At 69.3% G+C, this 17,642-nt stretch carries 11 protein-coding genes and 1 pseudogene; 8 read left to right on the top strand and 4 right to left on the bottom strand.

Annotated elements, in window-relative coordinates; all coding sequences use genetic code 11:
- Positions 1 to 41: 41 nt before the first annotated feature.
- On the bottom strand, positions 42 to 2,978 hold the full coding sequence (locus NUG20_RS06570) for a TonB-dependent receptor (RefSeq protein WP_263397579.1): 2,937 nt from the start codon (positions 2,976 to 2,978) through the stop codon (positions 42 to 44).
- A 280-nt stretch (positions 2,979 to 3,258) separates the two neighbouring features.
- Between NUG20_RS06570 and NUG20_RS06565 the strand changes: the two genes are divergently transcribed.
- The 6 genes from NUG20_RS06565 to NUG20_RS06540 are packed head-to-tail and all read left to right on the top strand — an operon-like array spanning position 3,259 to position 12,156.
- Positions 3,259 to 5,454, top strand: a complete 2,196-nt coding sequence (locus tag NUG20_RS06565) for a polysaccharide lyase 6 family protein (protein ID WP_263397578.1) — start codon at positions 3,259 to 3,261, stop codon at positions 5,452 to 5,454.
- Positions 5,451 to 7,697: an oligoalginate lyase gene (locus tag NUG20_RS06560; RefSeq protein WP_263397577.1), complete on the top strand. Its 2,247-nt coding sequence runs from the start codon at positions 5,451 to 5,453 to the stop codon at positions 7,695 to 7,697. The genes NUG20_RS06565 and NUG20_RS06560 overlap by 4 nt, the downstream gene beginning before the upstream one ends.
- Positions 7,694 to 9,007, top strand: coding sequence for an MFS transporter (locus NUG20_RS06555; RefSeq protein ID WP_263397576.1), 1,314 nt, complete (start codon positions 7,694 to 7,696; stop codon positions 9,005 to 9,007). The genes NUG20_RS06560 and NUG20_RS06555 overlap by 4 nt, the downstream gene beginning before the upstream one ends.
- A gap of 43 nt (positions 9,008 to 9,050) precedes the next feature.
- Positions 9,051 to 9,803, top strand: a complete 753-nt coding sequence (locus NUG20_RS06550; protein WP_263397575.1) for an SDR family NAD(P)-dependent oxidoreductase — start codon at positions 9,051 to 9,053, stop codon at positions 9,801 to 9,803.
- A 23-nt stretch (positions 9,804 to 9,826) separates the two neighbouring features.
- Positions 9,827 to 11,047 (top strand): SGNH/GDSL hydrolase family protein, encoded by a 1,221-nt coding sequence (locus NUG20_RS06545; RefSeq protein WP_263397574.1) that lies wholly within the window; start codon positions 9,827 to 9,829, stop codon positions 11,045 to 11,047.
- Positions 11,044 to 12,156, top strand: coding sequence for a sugar kinase (locus tag NUG20_RS06540; RefSeq protein ID WP_263397573.1), 1,113 nt, complete (start codon positions 11,044 to 11,046; stop codon positions 12,154 to 12,156). Before NUG20_RS06545 ends, NUG20_RS06540 begins: the two co-directional genes overlap by 4 nt.
- Before the next feature lie 32 nt (positions 12,157 to 12,188).
- On the opposite strand, the gene NUG20_RS06535 is transcribed toward NUG20_RS06540, so the two are convergent.
- Complete coding sequence (locus tag NUG20_RS06535) at positions 12,189 to 12,851, bottom strand: SMI1/KNR4 family protein (protein ID WP_263397572.1); 663 nt, start codon at positions 12,849 to 12,851, stop codon at positions 12,189 to 12,191.
- A 469-nt stretch (positions 12,852 to 13,320) separates the two neighbouring features.
- Here NUG20_RS06535 and NUG20_RS06530 point away from each other — a divergent pair, with 469 nt between their 5' ends.
- A complete protein-coding gene (locus NUG20_RS06530) occupies positions 13,321 to 13,623 on the top strand; it encodes a hypothetical protein (RefSeq protein ID WP_263397571.1) in 303 nt (100 codons plus the stop codon).
- Between the two features lie 255 nt (positions 13,624 to 13,878).
- A complete protein-coding gene (locus NUG20_RS06525; protein WP_263397570.1) occupies positions 13,879 to 14,229 on the top strand; it encodes a nucleotide pyrophosphohydrolase in 351 nt (116 codons plus the stop codon).
- Positions 14,230 to 14,647: 418 nt separating this feature from the next.
- On the opposite strand, the pseudogene NUG20_RS06520 reads toward NUG20_RS06525, so the two are convergent.
- Positions 14,648 to 15,136 (bottom strand): annotated as a pseudogene (locus NUG20_RS06520) (DUF6496 domain-containing protein); the annotation flags it as partial.
- A 424-nt stretch (positions 15,137 to 15,560) separates the two neighbouring features.
- Positions 15,561 to 17,000, bottom strand: coding sequence for a DUF763 domain-containing protein (locus NUG20_RS06515; RefSeq protein ID WP_263397569.1), 1,440 nt, complete (start codon positions 16,998 to 17,000; stop codon positions 15,561 to 15,563).
- Positions 17,001 to 17,642 lie beyond the last annotated feature (642 nt).

The raw sequence follows: 17,642 nt of genomic DNA, 5'->3' as shown, positions 1-17,642 counted from the left end.
GGCTCGAAAAACGGCGCGGCTGGGGAGCCGCGCCGCTGCGTTCAGAACTTGTATCGTACACCGAAATATGCGCGCCGCCCGTAGCTCACGTACTCGCGGAAGTTGCCGTAGACAGGCTGGGATGCGACCCGCGGTTCGTTGGTCAGGTTCATCAACTCCAGCGACAGCGACAGGTTCTTGCTGACCCGGTAGCGGGCGCGGAAATCCACGCTGGTGTTGTCGTCGTAGTAGCGGTTCTGCTGCGCGGTGTTGCCGGTGAAGTCCTGGTAGTACTTGGAGCGGTACTTGCCGATCGCCTGCATGTCGAAGCGGCCCAGTTCCCAGTACAGCGAGCCGGACAGCACATGCCGCGAGAAGCCGCTGAGCCCGGCCGGGCCCACGATCGCCGGGATCACCGTGCCGGTGACCGCATCGACCTGCTCGCCCAGGCGCGGGTCCTGGGTTTCGTAGTCGGTGTCGGCGTAGTTGTAGCTGAGCTTGAAGCCGAGCCCGTCCAGCGGCTTGGGCAGGTAGGAAAAACGGTGCGCGGCGCTGAGTTCGAAGCCGGTCAGCGTGCTCTTCTTGTCGGTGGTCACCTGCCGCGGCACCGACACCGTGGCGCTGCGCCCGTCGACCACGAAGGTCTCGTCGAACAGCGCGGTCTCGGTGCCGCCGTTGAACTGCTTCCAGTACACCGCACCGGCCAGCATGCTGTCCTCGTTCGGGTACCACTCCAGCGACACGTCGCCGTTCCACGACATCAGCGGCTTGGTCTCGGGATTGCCGGTGGCGGTGATGCCGGCCAGCGCCTCCTCCAGGCTGGTGAAGTTCTCGGTGCCGGTGAGGTTGACGTTGCGGCCCGAGCCCAGCGCGGCGATGTCCGGACGCGACATCGCGCGGTAGCCGGCCAGCCGCAGCAGCAGGTTGTCGCGCAGTTCGAAGGACGCGTTGGCGCTGGGCAGCAGCTTGTCGTTGCCGGCCTTGGCGACCAGGGTCTGGTAGGTGCCGGTCGGCTGCAGGCGCAAGGTGCCGGCGCCGTTGTCGATCAGGTCCAGGTCGGCGCGCACGCCTTCCGAACGCACGTCGGTCTTGACCCAGCGCACGCCCATGTTGCCCGACACCGGCAAGCCGAACAGCTCGCTGCGGAAGTCGGCCATCAGGAACAGCGCCTTGGTCTTCTCCACCACGTCGACGTTGTTGGGATCGCGGTAGTTCGGATCCACGCCGGTGTCGCTGCTGCCGCGGAACGCTTCGTACAGGCAGGACGGATCGAAGTAGGCCCAGCTGGAGATGGTGTTGCCGCTGGCATCGTCGAGGAAATCGTCCTGCGGGAACGGCGCGCGGCAGGCGCGGTTGGCGGCGATGATCTGGGTGCGCCCGGCGCCGCTGGCGGCGATGTCGGTGGTGATGGTGTTGTCGAAGTAGCTGTAGTCGGCCTGGCTGGCGCGCAGGCCGAAGGTGATCTTGGTCAGCAGGCCGTCCTCGGGCAGGTAGCTGACGTCGAAGCGGCCGGCACGGATGCGGTGGTCGTTCTTCTCCTCCTCGGAGGTGACCCGCGCCGCGCCGGTGTAGGCGTCCCAGTCGTTGACGTCGAACGCCGGGTCGAGCGCGATGCTCGGCACGTCGCCGATGTTGTCCCAGTCGTAGTTGACGTAGCCGGTGGCGCCGCTGCTGATGCCCGGCACCACCGCGTTGTTGACGTCGCGGGCGTTGGCGCGCAGGCGGGTCATGCGCTGGGTGTCCTGGCGCACGGTGTGCGAATAGGACAGGTCGGTGGCGATCTCCCAGGCCACGCTGGGGCGCAGGATGATGTTGAGGCCGCCGCCGGTGTATTCCTCGTTGCGGTCGTAGCGGGTCGAGGTGGAATCGATCGAGGTGTTGCCGGAATAGCTGCGCAGCACGCCGTTGGCGTCGACGTCGCGATTGACGATGCCGCGGCGGGTGTTGGACAGGCTCAGGTCCGAGCGATTCTCGTGCCAGTTGCGGTCGGTGTGTTCGTAGTCGACGTTGACCTCGAGCAGGTCGTTAGGCTTCCACTGCACCGCGGCGAACTCGGACTGGCGGTCGTTGCGCTCCTGCTTGAGCCGGTAGATGCGGCTGCTCGGCACCAGGTAGTACGGCGCGCCGTTGGCGATGGCGTTGGCGCCGACCTCGGCGCAGTTGGCGTTGCGCACGTTCTGGGTGGCGTCGCAGGCGTACCAGGTCGAGCCGCTGGTCATGCTCTCTTCCGGATCGGTGCCGTCCAGCGCCTGCAGGCCGATCGACACGCCGAGCTTGCCGCCGTTGGCGAACTCGAACTGGTCGATGTAGCTGGCGGTGCCGCGCCAGCCGATGCCGTCCTTGTCGCGGTACTTGCTGTCGTACTCGGCCCAGCTGCCGCGGCCGTCGATCTGGATCGTGCGCTTGCCGTAGTCCAGCGGCTTGACCGTCTCCAGGCCGATGGTGCCGGCGACGCCGCCTTCGATCAGGTCGGCGCGCTGGGTCTTGTAGATGGCCACGGTGTTGATCAGTTCGGCCGGGAACATGTTGAAGTTCACCGAGCGGTCGCCGCTGCCGTTGGTGATCTCGCGGCCGTTGAACTGGGTACTGCTGAGGAACGCGCCGAGGCCGCGGATGGAGATCTCCGAGGCGCCGGTCTTGTCGCGGGTGGAGGCCGCGCCGGTCAGGGTCTCGATCGCGTCGGCCAGCGACGGCGCCGGCAGGTCGCCGATGTCCTCGGCCGAGAGCACGTCGGAGATCACCGTGTCGTCGCGCTTCTTGTTGATCGAGGACTGGATCGAGCCGCGGATGCCGGTGACCTGGACCTGGTCCAGCGTGGTCGCCCCGCTCGCCGGGGTGGCGGGGGCGTCGGCCGCGGTGGCCGCGACCGGCTCAGCCGGCGCCTCCTGTGCCCAGGCCATGCCGCTGGTCAACGATGCCGCGATGGCGCAGGCCAGGACGCTGCGCAGTGCGCGCGCGCCGGCGCGGCTGGCGGACGGGGCCGTATAGGGGTGCCGCATGATCTCTCCTCCCGAGTGAACGCCGTAAAGGACGACGACTGGGAGCGGAGCCTTTCACCCGTCACCGACCAATGTCAACAAATTGGTAGAAATATCCGTACAGGCCAATTGGTACGTACGATTGATCAGCATTTATGTGCGTTTGCAGCACGATTTATGCGCCAAACAACCTTTCCAGATAAATGATTTTTGGTATGCAAATCTGGTTTACGAGTGTTCGACCTCTGCTACCATCCGGGCCACGGCGGCGCCGCCTCGGCGCGCATCGAGGGAGCAAACCATGGCACCGATCGCTTCGCGCAACCGCTTCGCGCTGTTGTTCCTCGCGCTCGCCGCCGGCCAGGCCGCGGCCGCCGACATCCTGGTGAGCACGCCGGCCGAATACCGCGCCGCCACCGGCGCCCTGCAGCCCGGCGACCACGTGATCCTGGCCAACGGCGAGTGGCGCGACTTCCAGATCGTGTTCACCGGCAAGGGCACCGCCGCGCAGCCGATCCGGCTGAGCGCGCAGACCCCGGGCCAGGTGATCGTCACCGGCCAGTCCAACCTGCGCATGGCCGGCGAGTATTTGGTGGTGAGCGACCTGGTGTTCCGCGACGGCTACAGCCCGACCGAGGCGGTGCTGTCCTACCGCGTCTCCAGCAAGGAGCGCGCGCGCCACAGCCGCATCACCCGGGTCGTGGTCGACCGCTTCAACCAGCCCGAGCGCAGCCGCTCGGACAACTGGGTGGCCATGTACGACAGCCACAACCGCTTCGACCATAACCAACTGGTCGGCAAGAACAACGCCGGCCCGACCATGGTCGTGGTCCGCGACACCGTGCAGGGCCTGGACAACCGCCACCGCATCGACCACAACTGGTTCGGCCCGCGCCCCAACCTGGGCGCCAACGGCGGCGAGACCCTGCGCATCGGCACCAGCAACGACGCCACCTCCGATTCCAATTCGCTGGTCGAGAACAACTGGTTCGAAGGCTGCGACGGCGAAGTGGAGGTGGTCTCCAACAAGTCCGGCGGCAACACCTACCGCGGCAACGTGTTCAAGCGCTCGCGCGGCGCGCTGGTGCTGCGCCATGGCGACGGCAACCTGGTCGAGAACAACGTGTTCTTCGGCGACGGCAAGGACGACACCGGCGGCATCCGCGTCATCAACCGCCGCCAGACGGTGCGCAACAACTACCTGGAAGGCCTGGCGGGCGACGGTTATTCCTCGGCGTTGAGCATCATGTACGGCGTGCCCAACTCGCCGGCCAACCGCTACGTGCAGGTGCAGCAAGCGCTGATCGAGCACAACACCTTCGTCGCCAGCAAGCAGCTGTTCTTCGGCGCCGGCAAGGACGACGAACGCACCGCCGCACCGATCGACAGCGACTTCGCCGACAACCTGATCGTCGCCGAGCGCGACCCGGTGCGCGTGCTCGGCGACCTGTCCGGCATCGCCTTCGCCGGCAACCTGCAGAGCCCGGCCGCCTCGCCGCTGCTGCCCGGCGGCGTGGCCGGCCGCACGCTGACGATGACGCGCGCGGCGACCGGCCTGTTGGTCGCGGCCGATGCCGGCGGCGCCGGCGCCGATCCGGCGCTGACCTACGTGCCGCGCGACGACGTCGGCGTGGCCTGGTACGCCAAGGAGACGGTGCCGGTCGCGTTGGACAGCGGCCGCCGCCAGCGCGTGCGGCCGGGCAACGACACCCTGGCCGACGCGGTGGCCGCCGCCGGCGCCGGCGATCGCCTGCAACTGGACGCCGGCCGCTACCAGGTGAACCAGGTGCTGGCGCTGCGCCACCCGCTCAGCGTCGAAGGCCCGGCGCGCGGCCAGGCGCAGATCGCGTTCTCGCGCTCCACCCTGTTCCAGATCGACGCCGGCGGCGCGCTGAAGCTGGCGCGGCTGCAGATCGACGGCAGCGCCGCGCCGGACGAAGTGGGCAATGCGGTGATCCGCACCGCTCCCGGTTCCAATGCCGCCAACTACGAACTGATCGTCGAGGACAGCCGCATCCACGGCCTCACCGTCAACCGCGGCTTCGACGTGATCGCGCTGGGCAAGGGCACCCTGGCAGAGCGCATCGCGCTGCGCCGGGTGGTGGTGGAAGACGTCTCCGGCGCGGTGCTTTCGGCGCATGCGGAGACCGACGACCGCGGCACCTACAACGCCGAGCGCGTGGAGATCGCCGATTCGCAGTTCCGCCGCGTCGGCGGGCCGGCGGTCGACCTTTACCGCGGCGGCCGCGACGAAAGCACCTTCGGTCCGGTGCTGACGGTCAGCGGCTCGCGCTTCGAGCGCGTCGGCGGCGCCGACGCGCCGTCGCTGCGCCTGCACGGCGTGCAGCGCGCCTTCCTGCACGACAACCAGTTCGTCGACAGCGCCGCGGTCAGCAGCGTCCGCACCACCGGCACGCCCCAGCTGATCGCCACCCGCAACCAATTCCTCGGCACCCCGGCCCTGCCGGCCGATGCCGGCGCGGAGCCTTTGCTATGACCCGATCCAATCGCCTGATGCTGCTGGTGCTGGCCGTCGCCGGCAGCGCGCCCGCCGCCTGGGCAGCGCCCGCCGCGACCCCTGCGACCCCGGCCGCCAGCAGCAGCACCGTCGCCAGCGATGCCGCACCGGTGTTGGTCACCGCGGCGCAATGGCGGCAGATGGCCAGCGAGGGCGCGCGCCACCCGCTGTTCGCGCGCGAACAGGCGCGTGCCGAAGCCAGCCTGCGCAAGGCGATGCGCGCCGGCATCGACGTACCGCTGCCCAAGGACCCCGGCGGCGGCGCCAGTCACGAGCAGCACAAACGCAACTACCAGGCGATCCAGGCCGCCGGTGCGCTGTACCGGCTCACCGGCGAGCGCGCCTACGCCGACTACGCGCGCGACCTGCTGCTGGCCTACGCCAAGCTGTACCCGACCCTGGGCGCGCATCTGGCCGGGCGCGGCCAGGTGCCGGGCCGGCTGTTCTGGCAATCGCTCAACGACTCGGTGTGGTTGGTGTACGCCGCGCAGGGCTACGACGCGATCCGCGACAGCCTCAGTCCCGCCGAGCGCGCCACCATCGACGCGCAGGTGTTCCGGCGCATGGCGCATTTCCTGTGCGACGAAAGCCCGGACAACTTCGACAAGATCCACAACCACGCCACCTGGGCGGTGGCCGCGGTCGGCATGACCGGTTACGTGCTGCGCGACCAGACCCTGGTCGACAAGGCGCTGCGCGGCAGCAAGCAGGACGGCAGCGCCGGCTTCCTCAAGCAGATCGACCAGCTGTTCTCGCCCGACGGCTACTACGCCGAAGGCCCCTACTACCAGCGCTACGCGTTGGCGCCGTTCGTGCTGTTCGCCAATGCGATCGAACGCAACCAGCCGCAGCAGAAGATCTTCCAGCGCCGCGACGGCGTGCTGCTGAACGCGGTCGACACGCTGGTGCAGAGCAGCTACGCCGGCTACTTCTTCCCGCTCAACGACGCGATCCTGGACAAGGGCCTGGACACCGAGGAACTGGTCGCCGGCCTCGGCATCGCCTATGCGCAGACCCACGACGCGCGGCTGCTGTCGATCGCGCAACGCCAGCAGCGCGTGCTGCTGACTCCCGAAGGCCTGGGCGTGGCCGCGGCGCTGGCGCAGGACAAGGCCAAGCCTTTCGCGTTCCGCTCCGCGCTGCTGCGCGACGGCGCCGACGGCGACCACGGCGCGCTGGCGATCCTGCGCGCCGGCGGCGAAGACGGCCAGACCCTGGTGATGAAGAACACCTCGCAAGGCATGGGCCACGGTCACTTCGACAAGCTGAACTGGCTGTTCTACGACAACGGCCAGCGCGTGGTCACCGACTACGGCGCGGCGCGCTTCCTCAACGTGGAAGCCAAGTCCGGCGGCATCTACCTGCCGGAGAACAACAGCTGGGCCAAGACCACGGTGGCGCACAACACGCTGGTGGTGAACGAGCGCAGCCACTTCGACGGCGACTGGCGCGTGGGCGAGGAACATGCGCCGACGCCATTGCTGTTCGCCCACGACGACGCCACCCAGATCGTCTCCGCGCGCATGGACCACGCCTACGAGGGCGTGAGCTTCACCCGCACCCAGGCGCTGCTGACCCATCCGGAGCTGGGCCTGCCGATCGTGATCGACCTGCTGCGCGTGCACGGCGCCAAGCCGGCGCGATACGACCTGCCGCTGCATTTCAACGGCCACATCATGCAGGTCGGCTTCGACGCCAAGCGCGCTGTGGCCGAACGCCCGGTGCTGGGCAAGGCCAACGGCTACCAGCACCTGTGGGTGGACGCCAGCAGCGAGGCATCGACGGCGCCGCGCAGCCTGAGCTGGCTGCTGGACGGGCGCTTCTACAGCTACCGCTTCGGCAGCAGCGCGCCGTCGCGCGCGATCCTGGCCGAGAGCGGCGCCAACGATCCGGACTTCAACCTGCGCCGCGAACCGATGCTGCTGCAGCGCGTGGACGGCCAGGCCGACGTCAGCTTCTTCGGCGTGCTGGAACCGCACGGCGAGTACAACGGCACCGCCGAATACGTGCACGGCGCCGACAGCCGCATCCGCGACATCGCCCGCGTGCGCGGCGACGATGCCGAGGTAATCGTGCTGACCCTGGCCTCGGGCAAGACCCTGGCGCTGGCGGTGGCCGACGATGCCGCCGACGGCCGCGAGCACAGCGTGCAGGCGAATGGCCAACGCTATGCCTGGCGCGGCGGCTATGCGCGCTTCGACCGCGCGGCGGGTGGCAAATGAGCGCGCCCGTCTTCGCCAAGCCGGGCAAGCCGACCAAACGCAGCGCGGTGCGCTGGATGATCGTGGGCCTGATCGCGGTGGCCACGGTGATCAACTACATCGACCGCAACGCGCTGGCGGTGATGTGGCCGGCGATCTCGCAGGACATCGGCGCGACCAAGGAAGACTACGCGCTGCTGGTGACCATCTTCATGCTGTTCTACGCGGCCGGGCAGTTCGTGTTCGGGCGCCTGTTCGACATCATCGGCACGCGCATGGGCTTCGCGCTGTCGATCGCGGTGTGGTCGATCTCGATCGCGCTGCATGCGGTGACCCATTCGATCACCTCCTTCAGCGTCGTGCGGGCGATGCTCGGCATCAGCGAGGCCGGCGCCTGGCCGGGCGCGGTCAAGGCCAACGCCGAGTGGTTCCCGGCGCGCGAGCGCGCGCTGGCGCAAGGCATCTTCAACGCCGGTGCCTCGATCGGCGCGATCGTGTCGGCGCCGCTGATCGCGCTGCTGTTCCTGTGGCTGGGCTGGAAAGGCACCTTCGTGCTGGTCGGCGCGCTCGGCTTCGTGTGGCTGCTGCCGTGGCTGGTGATCTACCGCGCCGGCCCGGACAAGCATCCGTGGGTGGATGCCGCCGAGCGCGCGCTGATCCTGGACGCGCCGGCCGACGGCAGCGTGTCGGACAAGCCCGCCTACCTGCCGAGCCTGCGCCAGATCATGTCGCACCGGCAGAGCTGGGGCATCGTGCTGTCGCGCTTCTTCATCGACCCGATCTGGTGGCTGTTCGTGTCGTGGCTGCCGATCTACCTGGCCGAGACCTTCCATTTCGACATCAAGCAGATCGGCGCGTTCGCCTGGGTGCCGTTCGTCGGCGCGATGCTCGGCAGCCTGTCCGGCGGCTGGCTGTCGGGACGGCTGATCGCGGCCGGCTGGAGCGTGGACCGCGCACGCAAATGGACCATCACCCTGGGCGGGGCGATCATGGCGCCGGCGCTGCTCGGCGCGGTACTCGCCGCCGATCCGACCATCGCGGTGCTGACCATCGCCGCGGTGCTGTTCGGTTTCCAGATCGCGATCGGCAACATCCAGACCCTGCCCGGCGACCTGTTCGACGGCAAGTCGGTCGGCTCGCTGGCCGGCATCGGCGGCATGGCCGCGGTCGCCGGCACCCTGATCACCACCTGGCTGGTGCCGGTGATGACCGCCGACTCCTACGCGCCAATGTTCATCCTGGTCGCCGCGCTGGTGCCGGCCTCGCTGGCCGCGCTGTGGCTGGTCACCGGCCGCATCCACAAGCTCGACGCTCACCCCACGCGCGACTGATCGCGCTCCTCGTTCGTTCCCCCTCGCAAAGGACTCATCGCTCATGCAATTCAAAGACAAGGTGGCCATCGTCACCGGTGGCGGCCGTGACATCGGCCGCGAAGTTTCGCTGAAGCTGGCCGCGGCCGGCGCCAAGGTGTGCATCAACTACGCCAACGACGCGGCCAGTGCCGAGGCGACACTGCAGCAGATCCTCGCCGCCGGCGGCCAGGCCATCGTGCACCGCGCCGATGCCGCCGACGCGCAGGCCGTGGCCGGCATGGTCGCCGCGACGCAGCAGGCGTTCGGCCAGCGCATCGACATCCTGGTCAACGTCGCCGGCGGCATGGTCGCGCGCAAGCCGCTGGCCGACATCGACGAAGCCTTCTTCCACCAGGTGATGGACCTCAACCTGAAGTCGGTGTACCTGACCACACAGGCGGTGGCCCCGCACATGGCCGAAGGCGGCGCGATCGTCAATTTCGCCTCGCTGGCCGGGCGCGACGGCGGCGGTCCGGGCGCGGCGATCTACGCCACTGCCAAGGCCGCGGTGATGACCTTCTCGCGGGCGATGGCCAAGGAACTGGGCCCGCGCGGCATCCGCGTCAACGCGCTGTGCTGCGGCATGATCGCCACCCGCTTCCACGACGATTTCACCAAGCCGGAAGTGCGCGCGTTCGTCGCCAACGCTACCCCGTTGCGCCGCGAAGGCCGCGCCGCCGAAGCCGCCGACGCGGCGGTGTACCTGGCCTCGGACGCGGCCAGCTTCATCAACGGCGCCAACCTCGACGTCAACGGCGGCGTGTTCTTTTCCTGATCCACCTGTGTAGGAGTCACGCGATGTCCAGGCAATCCTTGCCCTTGCGGCAGCTGTTGTGGAACGGAGCGGCGGCCGCCGCGCTGGCGTTGTGCCTGGCGGCACCGGTGGCGGCGCGTGAGGCCGGCCAGGAAGGCGCCCGCTGGGTGCCGGCCTGGATCGCCTCGCCCACGCCGGACCGGCTCGACGGTCCGGCCGGCACTTCGCTGCAGTTCGAGCGCCAGAGCGTGCGCCAGGACATGCGCCTGGGCGCCGCGGCGCAGGCGCTGCGCTTTCGCATCAGCAACGAACTGGGCACCGCGCCGCTGAAGATCGGCGCGGCCTCGGTGCGCCTGGCCGGCGCCACGCAGCCGGCGCAACCGGTGCTGTTCGACGGCCGCGGCGAGATCGTGCTGGCGCCGGGCAGCGTGCTGCTCAGCGATCCGGTGGCGCTGCGCGTGCCGGCCCTGGCCGAGGTCGCGTTGACCGTGTATTTCCCCGACGCCGCGCGGCCGGCGGTGCGCCGCACCGCGGTGCGCATTGCCGACGGCAAGGTCGACGTCGCCGATGCCACCGCGCTGAGCTACCGGCAGAACGTGGTCTCGGCGGTGTATGCGCAGACCACCGCGTCGCCGCGGGTGGTGGTGGCGCTGGGCGATTCGATCACCGAAGGCGCCACCGCCAGCCGCGGCCGCCACGGCGACTGGCCGGCGTTGCTGGCCAAGCGCCTGGAGCAGGCCTGCCCGGGCCAGGTGGTGGTGCTCAACGCCGGCATCAGCGGCAACAAGCTGCTCGACGCCGGCCGCAGTCCCAGCGCACTCGCGCGCCTGGACCGCGACGTGCTGGCGCTGCCCGGCGTCGACCAGGTCGTGCTGTTCGAAGGCATCAACGACATCCGCCACAGCGGACCGCCGGCGCTGGCGCCCGGACGCAATGCCGCGGACATGATGCTGGGCTACCGGCAGGTGGTCGAACGCCTGCGCCAGCACGGCATCGCCACCATCGGCGCGACGCTGACCCCGTTCGGCGCCTCGGAACGCTACGAACCGGTTTCCGCCGCCACCCGCCAGGCGTTGAACGACTTCATCCGCAACGGCAAGGCGTTCTCCGCGGTGATCGACTTCGACGCGATCCTGCGCATGCCCGACAATCCCGAATCGCTGCCGGCCGCCATCACCCGCGACCACCTGCACCCCAACGACGCGGGCTACGCGCGCATGGCCGAGGCCATCGACCTGTCGCTGTTCGGCTGCAAGGCGCGATGAGCGCAGCGCCGGCCGATCCTGCCTTCGCCACCCTGCCCGCCCCGCGCCGCTGGGACTGCGCGGCGTTGGGCGAGGTGATGCTGCGGCTGGACCCGGGCGAGGAGCGCATCCGCGCCGCGCGCCAGTTCCGGGTGTGGGAAGGCGGCGGCGAATACAACGTCGCCCGCGGCCTGCGCAAGACCTTCGGCCGCCCGACCGTGGCGTTGACCGCGCTGCCGCGCAACGAACTCGGCCTGCTCGCCGAGGACCTGATCCTGCAGGGCGGCTGCGATACCCGGCACCTGGTGTGGCGCGACTACGACGGCATCGGCCGCAACACGCGCATGGGCCTGAACTTCACCGAGCGCGGCTTCGGCGTGCGCGCCGCGCTGGGCGTCTCCGACCGCGCCTATTCGGCGGCCGCGCAGTTGCGGCCGGAGGAATTCGCCTGGCCGGCGCTGTTCGGCGACGCCGGCGCGCGCTGGCTGCACACCGGCGGCATCTTCGCCGCGCTGTCCGAATCCACCGCGCAGACCGCGATCGCCGCGGTACAGGCCGCGCGCCGCCACGGCGCGCTGGTGTCCTACGATCTGAACTACCGCGCCAGCCTGTGGAACAGCCATCCCGATCCGGACGCGGCGCGCCACGTCAACCAGCGCATCGTCGCCGAATGCGACCTGCTGATCGGCGACGAATATTCCTTTGCCGGCTGCCTGGGCCTGGACATGCGCGGCGTCGGCCAACGCAGCACGCCGATGGACCCGGCCCCGGCCGAAGCAGCCGCGCGGCTGGCGCTGCAGCGCTATCCGCAGCTGCAGGCGGTGGCGTTCCCGCTGCGCGATGCGCACTCGGCCTCGCGCAACCACTGGGCCGGGGTGCTGCACACGCGCCAGGCCAGCTACCGCTCGGTCGCGCGCGAGCTGGACATCCTCGACCGCGTCGGCGGCGGCGATGCGTTCGTGTCCGGCCTGATCCACGGCCTGCTGTGCAACGCCGGCCCGCAGGCGGCGATCGACTACGCCGCCGCGCACGGCGCACTGGCGATGACCACCCCGGGCGACAACGCGATGGTCGCGCAGGCCGATGTCGAAGCGCTGATGCGCGGCGAAGGCGCGGCGGCGCGGCGCTGAACCCCCGACGCCGTGCGGGCGAAGTGGCGCCGCTACTCCAGCTCCCAGCGCGGCACGATCGCGAACGCCACCGGCGACGCCAGTTCCAGCGAAGCCAGCTGCGCCTGCTGCACGGCTTGCGGAATCAGCGCATCGACGGTTTCCGGACGCGCCTTCGGGCCGCTGCGGTAGTCCAGCGACTGCACCGGCAACCGGCTCTGCTGGCGCAGCAGCTCGCGCAGCGGCGCTTCCATCGCCTCGGTGCAACGCGCCACGTCCTGCTGCACGAACTGCGCCACCTCCGCCACATCCAGGCCCTCGACCGGGACCGCGCCCAGGTCGGCGAACACGTGGGTGAAGCGGGCGGCGACGAACGCGTCGAACGACGCGTATTGCAACGTACTGTCGTCCGCGTCGTGCCACACGCAGGCCACGCCGTGGCGCTGGTCGGGCAGGCGCACCAGGCAATAGGCGTCGCCGGCGCCGGACTGCGCGAACGGGAAGAAGGCGATGCCCTGCTGCGCCTGCGGATTCAACCATTCGTCGATGGTCTGGCGGCAGGCCGGCGGATCCAGCCATTCGATGTCGTAGTCGCTGCCCAGCGCCGGCACCGTATCGTCCGCAAGCGTGGTCAGGCCGCGACGGTACCAGTCGGCCAGCAACGGCGGCAGCGCGAAACCGGCATCGGCCGCGATCGATTCGAATGCGTCGAGCATGGCTGTGTGACTCTTCGAAATGGCTGCCGATTGTAGTCGTAGCGCTTTGCCTCTCTCACCGGTTCCATGCATCCTTTCGATGGAAGGCGCCGCGCGGCGGCGGATGAGGGTATGGGGTGAAGCCTCGTGCGATATCGGCTGTCTTGGCCCGGATCAGTGCCCCTGGCGGTTTGGCTGCCTGAATTGGGATCGGGATTGGAGATTGGGAGCGGCAACTGCGGTCGGCTTGCACTGCACCTTGTCCGCGTTACTCGTCGTGTTCGCTCCGGACGCCGAATCCGGGCTGCAGCATCGACCACGCCCCGCTACGATGTCGCGACCGCAACCACGCACCCAGGTCGATGAGCCCGCACTATTTCCAGACTTTCCGCTGCGCGATCGCGAGACGACTACGCGTTGCGCACTGTCTCGTACGACGCGTGGGTAGCGACTGCAATGCGACCGGAATCGACGAACGGGCCGTGCAGCGATGACCGGGATCGTGTTGAGCGTGCTGGATCATGCGCCGCACGACTGGTATCTGCTGCAATCGGCCGAGGAATATTTCCTCGACGTGAACTGCAGCGCATCGTGGCTGGGCTATTCGCTGCTGATCCGGCTCGACGCCGCCGAGCGCGCCGACGTGCTGGCCGGCGGCCGTGCCGCCTGCGACAGGCTGGCCGGGCGCCTGCGCGACACCGCTTCGCCACGCCACCCGCGCGATGTTTCCCGCGACTACGGCGACGCCGTGTCCGACGCCATTGCCCGCTGGCGCAAGGATGCCGAGGGGTGATCCCGCGTCGGTGCGTGCGCGGCGGTGTTCGCCGGCTTCCGGCCCCAGACGAGCGTCGGCGCGCCAGATAGGCAGACCGCTGCTGCCCTGCGGATGTGGTGCGCGAAATACAGGAAACCAGCATCGTCGGCGCGCGCCCCACGCCGCATGTCGCGACAACCGTGAAGCGGCGGCCCCGACATACACGGTTAGCGATCCGCGCCAGGCCGCTGTCCCCTTGCATTAGCATACGAAGTCCCGCTCCCGGAACCGCCCATGCCCGACAGCCTCCACGACCTGCAAGCCGCCCAGCGCGCCTTCGCCGACGAACGCGAGTGGGGCCAGTTCCACTCGCCGCGCAACCTGGCCGCGGCGCTGTCGGTCGAGGCGTCGGAACTGCTGGAGCACTTCCAATGGCTCGACGACGCGCAGAGCCGGCAACTGTCGGAAGACAAGAAGGCCCAGGTCGGCAGCGAAGTGGCCGACGTGCTGCTGTACCTGCTTCAGCTCTGCGACAAGCTGGGCATCGATCCGATCGAGGCCGCGCGGCAGAAGATGCAGGTCAACGCGAACAAGTATCCGGTCGAGCGCGCCAAGGGGCGCATCACCAAATACACCGAGTTGTGAGCAACCGGCGGCACTAGCGGATCGCGGGACCGCGACGCGATTTCAGATTACCCTGCGTCACCGGCGACCGCTGCTGCGGCCGCCGGTGACGCGGCGAGGCGATGACCCCAGTGTAGGTGCACGGCGACGAAGCTAGATGCCAACGCGCTGACCTGGGGCGGCGACCTGAAGCAGATCGAGCACCCGGCGCACGCGCTGAAGCCCCGCAGACTCAGCTTCCGGTCTTCCTGGAGGCGCGCTTGCCGCCAGCCGATTTCCTGGCCGTGCTCTTCTTCGCGGCGGACTTCCTGGCAGTTGCCTTCTTCGTTGCTGCCTTCTTGGTGGCGGTCTTCTTCGATGCTGTCTTCTTGGTGGCTGTCTTCTTCGCCGCCGTCTTCCTGGCCGAAGACTTCTTCGCGGTCTTCTTGGTCGTGGCGCCGCGGGTCGCTGCCGCCTTCTTGGCCGCGGCCTTGCGCACGGCCGGTCCCTTGGTCTGCGCGGCTTTTTTCGCCGCGGCCGAACGGCTGGAGGCGGTGCGCTTGCCGGCCGCCTTCTTGGTCTGCGACGACAGCGCCTGCTTGCCCACCGTCTGCGTGGCGGTCTTGCCCTTGCTCGCGGTCTTGAGCGCCTTCTTGGCGCCGCGCGACCGCGTCGGCGACGGCTTCTTCTTGCTGGCGCCCTTGCTTTCTTCCTTGGCCACTTTTTTCTTGGTCGCCTTGGACGCGGTCTTCGACGCCCCGGTCTTGACCCCGGCGCGGCGTGCCTTCGACAGGCCGATGGCGATCGCCTGCTTGGTCGATTTCACCTCGGTCTTGCCTTCGCGCACCCGGTCGATCTCCTCGCGGACGAATTCGCCGGCCTGGGTACTGCCCGCCTTGCCCTCGCGCTTGTCGCGCTTGGCACGTGCAGTGGTGGATTGCTCTGGCATGACGTTCTCCTGCAACCGGCCGGAAATGGCCATCGCAACAGGTGTAGCAGCCAAAAAGTAAAGAACCGGCATAAGCCGTGCGAAGCCGATGTGCACTGCCCGCTTGCCGTTCGCCTGCACGCGCCAACGCGAGGCCGTCGGCGCAACTCAGGTGGAGGGATACGTGCGCGCTGATCGACATTCCGAAGCCACGCAGGCGACGATGCCACCGTGTGATCGACCATATCCCTCGTCAGCGTCCGCCGGATGGCGGGTGGACCGCACGCGTCGCCGCAGCGCGATCCACTAGGCCGATCATCACGATGCGCACACGTCGCGCTGTCCAGTGACGCGGCGCGCCGACGACGGCGACGGCGACGGCGATCGATCGCACGCACCACTGCGCCGCTGGGCCGCTGCGCACACTGCTCGCCCCCGCAGCGGCCTACTGGCGACGCGCCTGCCGGGTTGGCGCAACGTCGGCGGCATTCGCCGCGCCAGCCGGCGCCGGCTCCCAACCGAACACGCTGCGCCCGCCATAGCCGTACGACGCGCGCCGCTCCTCGACGATCAGCGCCTCCACCGACGGCCCGCGCGCATGCGGCTCGAGCAGGCGCGCCTGCGCATCCAGCCGGCGGATCGCCTCCAGCTTTTCCTCGCGACCCAGCTTGGCCTGGGTCACCGCGGTCTTCAGCACGCCGATGGTGTGGTCGTAGACGCGCGTGGGCACCGGAAACGGATGCCGGTCCTTGCCGCCGTGCGCCATCGAGAACCGCGCCGGATCGGTGAAGCGGCACGGCGCGCCGTGCAGCACCTCGGCCACCAACGCCAGCGCGCGCATGGTGCGCGCGCCGACGCCCGGGACCTGCAGCAGTTCGGTGAAATCCTGCGGCCCGCATTCGGCCGCCGCGGCCAGGTTGGCGTGCAGCCGCCGGGTCACGATGTCGCTGCCGCGCACGTCGTGGTGGTCGGGCAGCGACAGGTGCGGCAGACCGGCCGGCATGCGCGCCGGCGGCGCAGCGGGCGCGGCAGCGAACAGGTCGCCGCTCGGCGCGAACAGCGCATCGGCTGCCGGAGCGCGTGCGCCCGGCGCCGCACGCGTGCCGGCCATGGTGCCTTGCGACGCCTTTGCGCTTGCGGCGGCATGCGGCGCGGACGCCGCAGCGTTCGCCGAAGACGCATGCAATGCGCCGTATTCCTGCGCGATCCGATCCGGCCCCAGCGCCTGCAGCAGTTCCACCTGCGCCGCGCGCGAGGCGGCGGCACGATGGTCGGCGAGATTGACGATGCGGCCCTGCCCCGGCCCATCGATCGCCGCATGCGGCGCGTCGACGAAGCTGGTCAGCCCTTCGGACAGCCAGTGATAGCGCCGCGCCTGCTTGCTGGCCCCGTTCATGCCCTGCTGCACCACCACCCACTGCCCGTCGTCGCTGACGATGAAGCCGTGCAGGTAGAGATCGAAGCCATCCTGCACCGCCGCGCTGTCCACCTTCGCCACCAGCCGGCTGGCGCGCGCCAGGCCGGCGCCGTCCAGCCCGGTGCGTTCGCCCACCGCGCACAACTCGTCGGGCGTGGCGCGCGAATGCCGCCCGCGCCCGCCGCAAACATGGATGCCCAGTTCGCCGGACAGCGGCGTCAGCCCGCGCTTCAGCGCACCGAGCACGCTGGTGGTGATGCCGGACGAATGCCAGTCCATGCCCATCACCGCACCAAACGACTGGAACCAGAACGGATGCGCCAGGCGCCGCAGCAATTCGTCGCGGCCATAGCTGTGCACGATGGCCTGGCACATCACCGCACCGAGCCGGGTCATGCGCTCGCCCAGCCAATGCGGCACGCGGCCGCCATGCAAGGGCAGATCGGCGCTGCCGGAACGTCGGCTCATGCGTGGGACTCCGGAGAAAAAATACGGACGCCAGCGTAGCCAGCCCACGTCTCACCGCGCGACCCGATGCCCGCGGCAAGACTGAGCGATTCAGCGAAAAGGCTGTCGCGATCTCCACCACCCTGCAGTCGGGGCTGAAGCCCCTCCCACAATGCATCCAGTCAACCCGCCGCAAGCCCCCTGTGGGAGCGACTTCAGTCGCGACGAGCGAAGCCGTGCATCTTCGGCTTCGGACAGCGTCCGTCGGGGCTAAAGCCCCTCCTACAGTGCACCCAGCCAGTTCGCCACAAGTCCCTGTAGGAGCGGCTTCAGCCGCGACGAACGAAGCATTGAACTGTGGGCTCCGGACAGCATCGGGACCGATGACCGCAGTCATTCGGAACTCCCGCACAGCGCAAGTCGGCAAATCTCGCGACTGCCGCCCTAATGCAGTCGGGGCTGAAGCCCCTCCCACAATGCACCCAGCCAACCCGCCGCAAGCCCCCTGTGGGAGCGACTTCAGTCGCGACGAGCGAAACCATGCACCTGCGGCATCGGACAGCGTCGAGGCTGAAGCCCCTCCTACAGTGCACCCAGCCAGCTCGCCGCAAGTCCCTGCAGGAGCGGCTTCAGCCGCGACGAGCGAAGCGTTGAACTGTGGGC

Origin of the sequence: Xanthomonas sp. CFBP 8443 (assembly GCF_025666195.1) — a bacterium.
Taxonomy (GTDB): domain Bacteria; phylum Pseudomonadota; class Gammaproteobacteria; order Xanthomonadales; family Xanthomonadaceae; genus Xanthomonas_A.
The sequence above is the reverse complement of the archived record's forward strand: the minus strand, read 5'-3'. Positions and strand labels throughout refer to the sequence as shown.